We start from the raw sequence: 12,009 nt of genomic DNA on the forward strand, positions 1-12,009 counted from the left end.
TATTCCCACTGACTGTAGAGAGGCGACCGCTATGAAAATTACCACGAGTGGCATCGACTTGGCCAAAAAATGTCCTGCTGGTTCATGGCGTGGATGAGCGTGGCAAAGTGCTGCTGAAGAAGCCGCTCAAGCGGGACCAGATGACCCCCTTTATTTGCCAACCTTTCTCCTTACCTGATTTTGGTATGGAAGCCTGCGGTAACACACACTACTGGTGCCAACAAACTACAAGGGCTGGGACATACGGTGAAACTGATGGCTCCCCAATTTGTTAAGCCTTATGTGAAGACCAACAAGAACGACGCGGCGGATGCCGAGGCTATTTGCGAAGCGGTCACTCGACCCACCATGCGCTTTGTGCCAATTAAAAGCAGTGAGCAGTTAGCCGTGTTGGCGCCGCATCGCGCCCGCCAACAAGAATGCCCGTATCGTCTGGGCGCTGCTCGCCCATGACCGGGAATTTGATGCTGGTGTTGGCAAGACGGTATGAATACGAGCCTTCCACGATATTGGCTGCACATCAGGAAATAAATGTGCTGCCGATGGAGTAACAGTGCATAGCAACGAGTGTTGAAGATAACCACAGATTGCGCAGGCAATCATGACGTGATGGCGAGACAGGTCTGTACGATTTCCACGCCTTGAAGAACTACCTGGGTTGGCGCAGGATGCGGGAGCGTTACTGAAGGGGTGTGAAGAATATCAAAGCGTGTTTGCATGAGGCGCTAGGGCACCCCATGCAACACGGAATTGGGACATAGCCTAAATAATGGACTATACCGATACGGGACTGGAAGCAAACAATGAGCCTATTTATGATCCTGTTCGGCGAGCGGCTAGAACAGTAACTAACAGCCACTGACACAGAATTATTTACAGGCTCAAAAATTTACAATCTGATAGCATCAGCGAAAGCAATTAATGTTTTGGACATTGATGTAAAATATCTTTAACTTCAATAAGACCACTACCATCATCGTTCAACCATCTATAGCGTATCTTTGAATACTGCGCAGCCTCATCTGACGAAAGTGCAATGGTTCGACTTTCATACGGCGGCAACATCTCGATAGCCCTATCCTTAGGGTTAACCCCTTTTATCTCACTCTCGAACTGAAAATGGGAGAAAGAGATAAAATATGGCGAATCATTTCTCATAACCATGGAGTGCTGCTTTTTCGAATCGATGCAATCATAAAATGATAAATGCGTTGTCCTCTCAGACGGTTGCTCGGTCAACGTCGCTGGGCGAAAAAATGCCTTCATTTGCAACCTTACCGTAACATTCAGCTTGTTGTGATTAGTATCAGCATCGGTGCCCTGCTCCTTGGGCGCCAGGGCATAGATATTGAGCCATCGCACCTCTTCCCTGTCTTTCGCCAACGACATACCGGTTGACACCAGTCGCAGGGTTTTCAATTCGCCAGCATTTAGGCGAAACATCGCTGGCAGCACAATCATCGGTGAATTGACCGCCAGTTCCGGAGAGCCGCTGATGTGACCCTCATCCACCCAAGATTGAATGACCAGAGGGTAGTCATAGCTATTTTTTAACTGTAGTGACCGTTCCCGGTCACTACTTTTTATAACAATCCTGGACGAGCTCATCTCAAGGCCCGATGCCAAAGCGTCAAGACCGAACGTCATCAACAGAGCAAACACAACATATCGTGCCATCACTATTGCACCTTGATGATGACCTGGGCGGTTGCGGCAACCCGCCCCGCAGTCGGTGTTTTATTTGGTAACGCTTTAAGAGTAGCAGACAACTGTTTTGAATAGTTGGTCACGCCATTGGCCGTTCCATTACTGGTACTGTCCTCCAGCACAGGATACCAACCCGCAGCTCTACCTCCACCGACAATCAGCTCAGAACCCAACAACTTCAGTGGTTCACCATTCTGCCTAGATATCTCTATTCCGACCCCCTTGGCTACCGATGCATTCACACCATAACCATCGGAAAGCAAATATTGCACCCCCCCCCTGTTGCCAACCCCTCAGCTTGTGCTGCTGCGGCATTGGCCGGCTGAACCAGGATCCCCATGGCGGTCTGATTCAAACTCGTACCACTCACAAACTTAATTAATCCGGTACTGGCCGGTGCACCGGTTTGACAATCAAAGCGAATATCGATGGGTACCTGACGTACCCCACCTGATTCCAACTCCTCGACACTGATCGGAGGAAATGTGACGGTGGGGGTTACATTTGTTACTGCGCACGTTGCCGCGCGACGAACTTTAATACCCCATCCATTTGCTAAACTGGCAGGCCAATAAGCAAAATGCCCAAGATATTTGGCTGCCGCATCTGATCCCTCGGTATAGTTAGAAGGAATTCCAGGACCGACAAAGGTAAGATAACCGCTAGGAGCAATATAATAATGAAAGTCGCCTGTATGACCAATGCTACCAGCAACCTTAATATAATCCACTTTGAATTGCGTTGAAAAATTCTTAGCTTTCACCAAAGTCCAACCTTGACTATCTTTATCAAGCCCTGTTAGTTGCCTACCTTTGTAATACCTAGAAAGAGTTTGCATTGTTGTCAGGTTCGTGATGCGAAGACCAATATCTTGCGCCTCAGTTCGATATATACCTTCTCCAAGTCCAGCGGCCGTGCCAATTTCGATCATTCCTCTGCGGGCATCATCACCATTTGTGGAAAAATACTCATATAATGAATTCTCATCGCCTGGTTGACAACGAAACAACACGCTTTCTGGATCAAGTATATTGCCTGTAGCTGCATAAATGGTTTGGATGCCTGACGCAAGGATAGTTCCATCCGGTTGAAACGCACTGCTATTTAAATTTATCGTATTAGGAACGCTAACCCCGGAGACATAACCCGTAGAGTCTGTCGACCCAGTCCACGCAACGCGATTGCCCATACCAGGCTCAAGATACGTATTGCTTGAAGGCGCTGGATTAGTAGAACCATCGATCCTAAAACAATTAGCACTTACGCCTGATGATGCGACTAACACGATCACACTTGCTAAAAAATTTGTTCTGTTAATAGACATAAATAGCCCTATCACTTGTTACAAGGTAAGGTCAACTTGACCATGGATTGTGCCAAGTCTAAGTCAGTTAAATCATAATTGGCCACGCACACATCCTGCTCGCCGTCGCCCCACTTGACGTTAAGCACGCCCTTCTTATCACCAACCCGGGCATATATCTGACTACCTTGCCCAACCATGCCAACTATCGTATTACTGCTATCAAATACATCGGCCCCCATCGGAACGCTATGATCCAGCTTGATCAACACGGGATAACCGGTGACAGTGTTGAACTTCACTTTCACTGCAGCCCCGGCATAGGGTGCGACAGTAGATCTATTTTCCGCCAGTTCGGTAGTGTTGCTTATCAATGAATTGCTATCGAGCGCAATATCATTGTATCGATAAGGTACCAGTGAAGGCACCACCGCGTAGCCATTGCTGTCGATCGACGCCCCCATACCATTGGTGACTAGAGCCCCCTGAGCCCCATCCGCCTCAACCAGGGCAAAAGTATCGCTGAGATATGGCGCCAGAGTGACCCCGCCCTCATGTATCACCCCGGCCCCGCGTATACTGGCGCCAACCTGTGAATAATCGTCACTATACGAGTAGCTGCCACCCAAGGCTGCCACAGATGTCTGCTTGTTCAAGGAGACCCCGGCCGTTTTGGTATTCCCTGCCGTATCATAGGATGTATTGACGCCATAGCTGACATCATCTTCCTCACCAAGCGTGCCGGTTAGGCTGGCCTGATAAGATGAGGTGTCATCTGTCGAATTCCGGGAAGAGCTTATTGACAGCACTGGCGAGGTAGCATTGTTCCCCAACGGCATTGACACGCTCAACATCGCTATATTTTGAGTGGAGGTCATATCAGCTTGCTGAGACTCCCCCACTCCGCCATATATGGTTTGACCATATTCTGGCAGGGACATCTTCTGCCTTGCAATCGATAAGTTGTAACTAATACCGGCATAAGAGGTCGAGTAACCAAATTGATACTGCGTATCATTACCTCGATCCCTATATTTGCTGATTGCCCCTGACAGATAGATTTGGCCAAGACTGCCGAGTGGCTGACCGATATTGGCCACGAACTGACTATCCTGCTGATAAGTGCTCGATTGCCATGTCGAGTGATTCTCTTGTGCCGCACGTAGACCCAGTATATCACTCAAATCACGGTAACCTTCCGTAGAGTATCGATACCCGGCCAGTGCAAAGTTGGTCCCCGTATAGGGCATTGTCTTACTATAGTTAATACCAAAACGCCAACCATCCAATCTCTCATCAAAGAGTTTGGTATTTGAATAGACGACATCCGAACCTATCGCCCCCACGACACTCGAATATACCAAGCCCGTGTAAAGGGCAAAATAGTCATCAGAGAGTCGCCCACCCGTACTTCCGGTCACCGCATTGCTCAACCCGTGTTCATAGACCCCTTCCGCTAGCCAGGCATCTGAATTAGTGACACTTCGGACCTCACCGGCAGAAAATCTGGCTTTTGACAGTCCAGGGCGCATAGATTCAGGCACGGCAGAAAATGGCACGGTAAATGATGAGCGAGCGCCATCGGCCTCTTGCACCTCAACCAGCAGGTCGCCCTCGTAACTGGTAGGATAAAGATCGTCGATAATAAATGCCCCGGGAGCCACCGTAGTTTGATAAACTTCCTTGCCATTTTGCTTGACCACCACTTTGGCTGTGGTGTTTGCAATGCCTCGAATGGTTGGTGCATAACCCCGTTGTGATGCTGGCCGCATACGCTCATCGGTGTTTAACTGAACACCTCTGATGCCGATACTCCCAAATTGATTCCCTGATGTGTACGCATCTCCGATGGTCAACTCACTTCCAATATTGACAAGCGGACGCTGTGCATACGTCCTAATACTCTTCCAGTCACTCTGGCTAGCACTAGTACTGCTATCCGTGTTAGTGAAAGAAGACTGTTGACGAATGCGCCACATTCCAAGATTCACCCCAGAATTCAATCCGACGTAAGTGGATGAATACGTTGAATCGCTATTCTTCAGTTTGGAATGGTAGTAGTTCGAGTCATAGTTTATAAACCCGACGGTCTCCCCTTCGTTGAGGTCATCCTCTGCGACACTATCTCGGGCCACTCTCACCATCGATGCCTGGGGAATCAAAAGATCCACTCTTAACTCGGAGAAGTCCGTCTTGGCAGTGGCACCCTTGACATACTGGTCGACAGGCTTGCAACTATCACCAGGACCGCTGTCAGCAGATGAGAAGAGTGCCTTGTCAACGCCCATGTCCATAAGCAGCTTGGGCGGCATGCACGGTACAACCCTTTTTGATTTATCCAAATCAAAACTGACTGAAAGCTGACGATAATAAGTTCCATTGACATAGAGATCAACAAGGTACTTTCCCGGTTCAACCTCGGCACCATTGTTTATTTTTTCGAAGGCGAGTTTGCTCACTTCACCGAGGATCAAACTCTCATCAAAGGTCGTATCTGTGAAATTATCATGCTCACTAGAGAATGCATTCTCACTGATCACACCACACATCGCAACCAACATTAAACGATATAAATAGTTTAATTTAAATTCATTCATCTTGGTGAGCCTCAATAAGATCAAAGCATCATCATTGATAATCCAACAATGATAATTAAAGATTGTTAATATGCTTGACTGCTTTTACTTCAGCACCATAGTCATTCACATAGAAATAGGTGATATCCAGCGGTTTATTCGCTTGCATAGATACCTTATTTTCGAAATGAAGGTTTCGATTGGATTGCGGTGAAATCATTTCGGGTAAGACTGTAACACCTTTACCACCGGCACTGCGCACTTCAACTCGAGAGAGCGACACATGGTAAGAGGACGGATTTTTTACAACCAGCACAGGTCGCCCGGCATTCACCCCCATCGAGAAGGAAAGCGACTCACCCGCCTGATCAGAACTTCCCATGATACTCTTTGGCCGATAGAACACTTTAATTCTGTTCTTGACCATCACGACCATTTTATTTCTGGATGCATCACTATTGCTCTGCGCCGGGATCTGTAATGCATTGAGAAAAAAGACCGACTCTTTATCCTTTGGCAGTTTCGCATTATCGATAACAATTCTAATGCTCTGCCCCGCTTTGGGATAAACCTTGAACAGTGATGGCAGCGCAATGACTGGCCCACCTTGGGTATCCGGCAATGAAGATTCATCACCTTCATCAGTCCAAGCCTGGATCAAGTATGGAAACTCGTCATTATTTTTAAGCTGGATAGAGGCAGACTTCACGCCCTCATTATAGATTACTCGTGTGGTCGACATTACAACGCTGGCATATGCTGCTGACATGTTCAGCGGTAAAAATAAAAGCAAGGAAAATAATGTTATTAATTTCGTGCTTTTCATTTATTTCTCCTTCCCCCGTCACTAAAGAATATTTATCTAAACAACAGGGGGCTGGCTTAATTATTAAAGATATGAAACTGCATATTGAAGACTGCCCAGTACAGAACCACCTGAGGCCCGACCTTCTGCATAGTACTGCACGGCGAAATCATGTGAGGCAGCAGTTTCACCTGCCTGAAGTACCAGCCCAGGGATTCCCTTGCCAGTCAAATCAAGCTGAATGGTGCTAGCATCAGGATCGACAACCTGCAGGGTAACATTCCCAGCCGTACCCGTATTACCAAGACGACCATCAACAGTAAGATTGTTACCGACAAACAAGGTCTTGAAATTTTGCACACTAACTGGCGCGGCACAACCGGTCACTCCGATGGTAAACCGTGTCAAATGAGCAGTATCCCCTAAAGCTTTAAGCTCTTCGGCTGTAGCGTTAGGCAATACGACGACCGGGGTAGAAGATTGACCATCCACAGTCACGCTACAGGTTTGTTCCGACACTTCACCTATAAACTGGATAGTATTACCGCTTGTTGCATTGGCATTCATAGATGCAGAAACAACCACAACAGTGGCCATTACACTTATTTTTGCTACTGACATAACTCCCCCACTTAATATTGTTGTCGATTATCCCATTCATTATAAAAAGCAATTACGTCCAACAATCATCAACTGACGCTTTCACTTTTATATATTTTCAGCGAATAGAATAAGCATAAAAGATAATGCTTTTAACATTATGCTTTTCACTCCCCCCCCTTCGCCAAAGGTATTTATTTTAGCAGCAGGGGGGGGCGGGGATACTGAACTATTAAAAATTAAAGATATGAAACTGCATATTGCAGGCTACCGAGCACAGAACCAGCGGTGGGCGCTGCATCTGCAAAGTACTTAACGGCAAAATCATATGAAGCAGCGGATTCCCCAGGCTGAAGGACAAGACCCGGGATTCCTGCGCCATTCAAATCAAGTTGAACACCATCCTTAGGATCCACAATCTGGAGGCTAACCCCTGTTGCAGTACCAGTATTACCCAGACGACCCTCAGCAGTCAGATTGTTACCGACAAATACAGTCTTGATATTCTGCGCACTAGCAGGCGCGGAACAACCGGTCAGACCGATGGTAAAACGAGTATCTTTGGCGGCAGCTTGTCCCACGGTCAGCTCACCAATGGAGACGGTAGGCAGTAATACGGTTGGTGTAGAAGCTTGGCCATTCACAGCCACACTACAAGTTTGTTCAGTCACTTCACCTTGAAACTGGATAGTGTTGCTGCTGGCAGCATTGGCATTCATAGATGCAGACATCACAACAACAGCGGCGATTGCACTCATTTTTGCTACTGACATATAAAACCCTCACTAAAGACTTAATTTTTTGATTTTTGGCCTGCCAACTCATTTTGTTGGCGATGCTATTAAGCAATGATTTTCGCAGCCAGTCAGCAGGCCCCGTCTGATCGATCTGTAAGACACAGAGGATGAAAGCGACACAGGAAGTAAGCAATGCCCACTGGACGTGTGTGACATGTGCGACTCCAGAGTGGGTCATGCAAGCGAACATTGTAAGCTTTCTGTGTAAATGGCTGTTCCTATACAGGATCTTTTACAGGATCTTTCGGGCGTTGGTAATGGGATGGTCGCCCTGAATCGCCCCCAGTTTCCTAGACACCTCACAGCCTTAAAATGAGGCAACTATTAAGGAGGTGTTATGACCCGTCAGCGTTATCCAGAAACATTCAAAATCGAAGCGGTTAAACAAATCGCCGAGCGCGGACGGCCGGTGGCTGACGTTGCACGAGTGCTCTCTTGATGACGGACGAGTTCACACGTACGCGCTGATAGACCAATTAAGAGAGCAAGCCCCCATCACCCTGGTCTGCTGCGCTTTCGATGTTCCCACTTCCTGTTTTTACGACTATCTGGCTCGCAAGCGGACGATTAACCGTGAGCGGATACAGCAACGCAGCGAGTTGCGCCGGTTGTTCAAAGAGAGCAGGAACTCGGCAGGCAGCCGCGCCTTGATGTCGATGATGCGGGAATTGGGGTATCAGATTGGCAGATTCAAAGTACGTAACCTGATGAAGGAAGCTGGGCTGGCATCCAGGCAGCCGGGCGCACACCGTTATAAGGTGGCACAGTCTGAACGGCCGGATATTCCCAATCTGCTGGCCCGCGAATTTGATGTCCCGCAACCCAATCAGGTGTGGTGTGGCGATATCACCTACGTCTGGGCCGGTGGTCGTTGGCATTACCTGGCCGCAGTGCTCGACCTGCATACCCGGCGGGTCGTGGGCTGGGCGATGTCTGACAAACCTGATGCAGAGTTGGCAATAAAAGCACTGGAAATGGCCTATCAGCAACGAGGTTGCCCATCTGGCGTGCGGTTTCACTCTGACCAGGGCAGCCAATATGGCAGCCGGGCATTTCGGCAACGACTGTGGCGCTATCGCATGACCCAGAGCATGAGTCGTCGTGGTAATTGCTGGGATAACGCCCCGATGGAGCGATTGTTCAGAAGCCTGAAGTCAGAGTGGCTTCCTGCAACGGGATACATGAGCCTGCGGGAAGCAAAGCGGGATATCAGTTATTACCTGATGGATTACTACAACTGGCGGCGTCCACATCAACACAATGACGGGATACCGCCTGCAAAAGCCGAAGTTCGGCCTAACCAAGTGTCCGGATTTAGTTGACAACTACACGTTACCCTGTGCCAGACCCTGGGGGTTCACCGAAGTGGCTTCTACGCGTGGCTGAAACAGCCCGTATCGCCACGCCAGCAGGAGGACGAACGACTGATAGGATTGGTCAAGCAATCCTGGCTGGAAAGTGGTGCTGTCTACGGCTATCGCAAGATCCATCGCGACCTTCGTGACGCAGGGGAAGCCTGCGGCAAGCACCGTGTGGCCAAATTAATGAGGCGGGAAGGGCTGCGTTCGCAAACGGGCTATCAACGCCGCAAGGGGCATTATGGAGGCAAGAGCCCGCAGGCTGCCCCAAACACGCTGGCACGTCAGTTTAAGGTGCCAGCCCCCAACCTCTCCTGGGTGACTGACATTACCTACATCCGTACTCAAGAAGGGTGGCTGTACCTGGCGGTGGTGCTCGACCTGTTCTCTCGCCAGATCGTCGGCTGGGCGATGAAGTCACGCATGACGGCAGACTTGGCGGTGGATGCGTTATTGATGGCCGTCTGGCGGCGCAAGCCCAAGCAGCCGGTACTGGTGCATTCGGATCAGGGCAGCCAGTTTACCGGTGGTGAATGGCAGGACTTTCGCACCGCCATATGTCTTTTCTATCAACCCCATAAAATGGGGGCCGTAGCCCCCAAACATCACATCACGCCTATTTTTTCATTCATTAGAAATGGTTGTCTGTGGAGCACGGCTTAAGCTACAGCCCAATGTTTTCGTTTAGGCATGTTTTTACGATGAGGTTGTGGCTTAAGCAGTGACATAACTTCTTTGAATTCCGTGATGTCTTCATCGTGCACGGTCAAAGCCCAAAGGGCACGGTGTTGACCATGATTAAGTCCATCTGTATAAATCAGGGTGTTGTTTTGCATGCGTAGATGATTGTGATGGGCTTCCATCTGGAGGCCTGTTTCCTGAAACCATATGTGTACAGTGCCAGATGTGATAAAGGTAAATTGAGCTTTCAAGCCATCATCCCCTGCAAGCTTGAACGTTTTCTCTATGACACTTATTTGCATCGCTCGCCTCTTCTTTTATTGATTGATTTGTTATTAACCTAACATCGTATATTGGTCATTTCCATGCATAAAGCCTATGTTTGTGAGTTTGATCATGCAGTTGTCATTTTTGGCTCTCTCGGTGAGGCGCTGTTACAGGTAACCGTTCACCGGCAGGGGCTTGACACACACAACTCAGTGGGGATGGGGTAATCCGTTTTCTCGATGCAGGCTTTGACGATGGTGCGCAGCCACTCCTGGGGACAACGTCCCAAGCGTTTAGCCGTCTCCACCAACGACAGGATACGTTGGCGAAACAACTCGCCACGATGTGAGCATACGCCGTAGCTTCCTTTGCGCCACAGCACATAGCCGCGCAGCGCTCGCTCTGCCTCATTATTCGTCAGCGGAATATCGTCATCACTCATAAACCGCCACAGCATCTCGTCATCCTTGATGAGCCACTCGCAGCGCCCCCGATAGCGCTTCGAGCGAAGCAGCCCTCCTTGCTCTAACTGCTTTAACCAGCTCTGCCGATAACGCCTGAGCCGGTGTTGATAGCGCTCTCTGCTCAAGGCCCCATTCTCATAGCGATGGCGAACCCGAAAGACACTGTTGGCCAGCAGTACCAACCTGGCGCCAATCGGCTGATTAACCAGCTCACCACTCTGGGCGATGGCGGCCACGTTGCGCAGCACATGGGCCCAGCAGAGTTGGCGCTGACTCGCATCGACAAACCGGTAGCCAGCATACTGGTCCGTCACCAGCACGCCGGCCAGCTCTGACCCCAGCAGGCGCTTGGCGGCATCGATACCACGGCCGTAGGCGGTCATGAAGCAGACTGCAATCTTGCTCAGTGCCATCCACATCCAGCGCCGCTCACCACCCCGTTGATGGCGGGTCTCGTCGGCGTGGATAAGTGAGGCTGACTGGACCTGATGCTTGATGGCCTGGTGAGTCGGCGTCAGCATGGCACTGACCCGTCCTTGTGCTTCGCTGATGGCCCCGCGACTAAAAACCAGACCAAAGTGTTGCTTCAGTTGCTGTTGTATCTGGGTGACGCTCTGATGGAACTGACCACTTTGCAGCGCGATATAACTGAGCAGGTTCGGGCCCATCTGAGTGTCGCTGACCGAGTCAGGCAGTGCGGCCTCCACCGTGTGAATGCACCGGGTACAGGTGGCGCGAAACAGCTGATGCTCGGTAACGAAGTAGCTCACCTCTGGTAGGTCAAACACCTGATGCGCTCGATAAGGTTTCTCATGCGCCAGCACGTTGCCACCACAGCAGGGGCAATCCGATGCCGGGTAGTGAGCTTCCACGGACAGACGGGCATCGTGCGAATGGCTCTCGCGCCGCTGACCCTTGTGGCCAGGCTGGGCCCCACGTGTTTTACCGGAAGCCGGACGCGGCCTAACAGGTGGTGTGCTGCCAGGGCCATTACTGGAGGGCGGCTTGGAGGAGTTGCCGCTGTGTTGATTAAGGCGGTCCTCTAACTCGGTAATACGGTCCAGCAGCTTATGTATCAGCTCGTGGGCCTGTTCGATAGTCAGAGCGTTAACCGCTGGTGTCGAGAGCTTTTTGGTCATGCCAGTAAGCATGCAATACGAGCGGGATCAAACAACAGACAAAGGAGGATCAAGAGACGATCGTCTCTTTTTTCCTGTCAAGCCACTCTCGGTGAACGGTTACCTGTTACAGAGCCGTATTGGTGGCAAGAGTTATACTCATTTTAGGCTATTTAAGTAAGGAGATTGCCATGGATAACCAAGTATTTTCCTCACTTCTTCGGTTCTTTTTACCAACTTGACCCTATACAACTGGAACGCGCTCAGGAACACCTTCGGCACCATCTGCAACGTGATCTACTTCATCAGGCGTTGGCCGAACACGGTGCAACG

At 49.7% G+C, this 12,009-nt stretch carries 9 protein-coding genes and 5 pseudogenes; 5 read left to right on the plus strand and 9 right to left on the minus strand.

Annotated elements, in window-relative coordinates; translation table 11 throughout:
- Nucleotides 1-31 precede the first annotated feature (31 nt).
- Both CK910_RS22790 and CK910_RS23980 read left to right on the plus strand, forming a co-directional pair.
- Nucleotides 32-414, plus strand: a pseudogene (locus CK910_RS22790) (IS110 family transposase); the annotation flags it as partial.
- A gap of 221 nt (nt 415-635) precedes the next feature.
- Nucleotides 636-761, plus strand: a pseudogene (locus tag CK910_RS23980) (IS1595 family transposase); the annotation flags it as partial.
- A 157-nt stretch (nt 762-918) separates the two neighbouring features.
- Here the strand turns inward: CK910_RS23980 and CK910_RS22795 are convergent.
- The 7 genes from CK910_RS22795 to CK910_RS22825 all read right to left on the minus strand — a co-directional run bounded on the left by CK910_RS22795 (nt 919) and on the right by CK910_RS22825 (nt 7,764).
- Nucleotides 919-1,677 (minus strand): fimbrial biogenesis chaperone, encoded by a 759-nt coding sequence (locus CK910_RS22795; RefSeq protein ID WP_098984808.1) that lies wholly within the window; start codon nt 1,675-1,677, stop codon nt 919-921.
- A gap of 2 nt (nt 1,678-1,679) precedes the next feature.
- Nucleotides 1,680-1,979 carry a fimbrial protein gene (locus tag CK910_RS22800; protein WP_098984809.1) on the minus strand — a complete coding sequence of 100 codons (300 nt, stop codon included), beginning with the start codon at nt 1,977-1,979 and terminating at the stop codon, nt 1,680-1,682.
- Nucleotides 1,946-3,031, minus strand: a complete 1,086-nt coding sequence (locus CK910_RS22805; RefSeq protein WP_098984810.1) for a fimbrial protein — start codon at nt 3,029-3,031, stop codon at nt 1,946-1,948. Before CK910_RS22805 ends, CK910_RS22800 begins: the two co-directional genes overlap by 34 nt.
- A gap of 11 nt (nt 3,032-3,042) precedes the next feature.
- Complete coding sequence (locus CK910_RS22810) at nt 3,043-5,607, minus strand: fimbria/pilus outer membrane usher protein (protein ID WP_157774672.1); 2,565 nt, start codon at nt 5,605-5,607, stop codon at nt 3,043-3,045.
- A gap of 55 nt (nt 5,608-5,662) precedes the next feature.
- Nucleotides 5,663-6,412, minus strand: a complete 750-nt coding sequence (locus CK910_RS22815) for a fimbrial biogenesis chaperone (RefSeq protein WP_098984812.1) — start codon at nt 6,410-6,412, stop codon at nt 5,663-5,665.
- Nucleotides 6,413-6,475: 63 nt separating this feature from the next.
- On the minus strand, nt 6,476-7,012 hold the full coding sequence (locus tag CK910_RS22820) for a fimbrial protein (protein WP_098984813.1): 537 nt from the start codon (nt 7,010-7,012) through the stop codon (nt 6,476-6,478).
- A gap of 218 nt (nt 7,013-7,230) precedes the next feature.
- A complete protein-coding gene (locus CK910_RS22825) occupies nt 7,231-7,764 on the minus strand; it encodes a fimbrial protein (protein WP_098984814.1) in 534 nt (177 codons plus the stop codon).
- A 361-nt stretch (nt 7,765-8,125) separates the two neighbouring features.
- On the opposite strand from CK910_RS22825, the pseudogene CK910_RS22830 reads away from it, so the two are divergent.
- From CK910_RS22830 to CK910_RS22840, 3 pseudogenes are all read left to right on the plus strand, one after another.
- Nucleotides 8,126-8,221, plus strand: a pseudogene (locus CK910_RS22830) (transposase); the annotation flags it as partial.
- Nucleotides 8,217-9,110: pseudogene (locus tag CK910_RS22835) on the plus strand (IS3 family transposase); the annotation flags it as partial. The pseudogenes CK910_RS22830 and CK910_RS22835, both read left to right, overlap by 5 nt.
- A 12-nt stretch (nt 9,111-9,122) precedes the next feature.
- Nucleotides 9,123-9,701: pseudogene (locus tag CK910_RS22840) on the plus strand (IS3 family transposase); the annotation flags it as partial.
- Nucleotides 9,702-9,805: 104 nt separating this feature from the next.
- Here the strand turns inward: CK910_RS22840 and CK910_RS22845 are convergent.
- Together CK910_RS22845 and tnpC are read right to left on the minus strand one after the other, a co-directional pair.
- Entirely contained in the window at nt 9,806-10,129 is a 324-nt protein-coding gene (locus CK910_RS22845) for a hypothetical protein (RefSeq protein ID WP_098984816.1), read from the minus strand.
- A gap of 146 nt (nt 10,130-10,275) precedes the next feature.
- The gene (gene tnpC / locus CK910_RS22850) at nt 10,276-11,697 is read right to left on the minus strand and encodes an IS66 family transposase (protein ID WP_098984817.1); all 1,422 of its coding nucleotides are present in this window, start codon (nt 11,695-11,697) and stop codon (nt 10,276-10,278) included.
- Between the last annotated feature and the right edge of the window lie 312 nt (nt 11,698-12,009).

It is taken from the genome of Aeromonas sp. CA23 (assembly GCF_002587065.1).
In the GTDB taxonomy this organism is placed as follows: Bacteria; Pseudomonadota; Gammaproteobacteria; order Enterobacterales; family Aeromonadaceae; genus Aeromonas; species Aeromonas bestiarum.

Bases quoted from the DNA above. Each gene is read 5' to 3' on its own strand.
- CK910_RS22795 (WP_098984808.1), bottom strand. From the start codon at position 1,677: ATGGCACGATATGTTGTGTTTGCTCTGTTGATGACGTTCGGTCTTGAC.
- CK910_RS22805 (WP_098984810.1), bottom strand. From the start codon at position 3,031: ATGTCTATTAACAGAACAAATTTTTTAGCAAGTGTGATCGTGTTAGTC.
- CK910_RS22810 (WP_157774672.1), bottom strand. From the start codon at position 5,607: ATGAATGAATTTAAATTAAACTATTTATATCGTTTAATGTTGGTTGCG.
- CK910_RS22815 (WP_098984812.1), bottom strand. From the start codon at position 6,412: ATGAAAAGCACGAAATTAATAACATTATTTTCCTTGCTTTTATTTTTA.
- CK910_RS22820 (WP_098984813.1), bottom strand. From the start codon at position 7,012: ATGTCAGTAGCAAAAATAAGTGTAATGGCCACTGTTGTGGTTGTTTCT.
- CK910_RS22825 (WP_098984814.1), bottom strand. From the start codon at position 7,764: ATGTCAGTAGCAAAAATGAGTGCAATCGCCGCTGTTGTTGTGATGTCT.
- CK910_RS22845 (WP_098984816.1), bottom strand. From the start codon at position 10,129: ATGCAAATAAGTGTCATAGAGAAAACGTTCAAGCTTGCAGGGGATGAT.
- tnpC (WP_098984817.1), bottom strand. From the start codon at position 11,697: ATGACCAAAAAGCTCTCGACACCAGCGGTTAACGCTCTGACTATCGAA.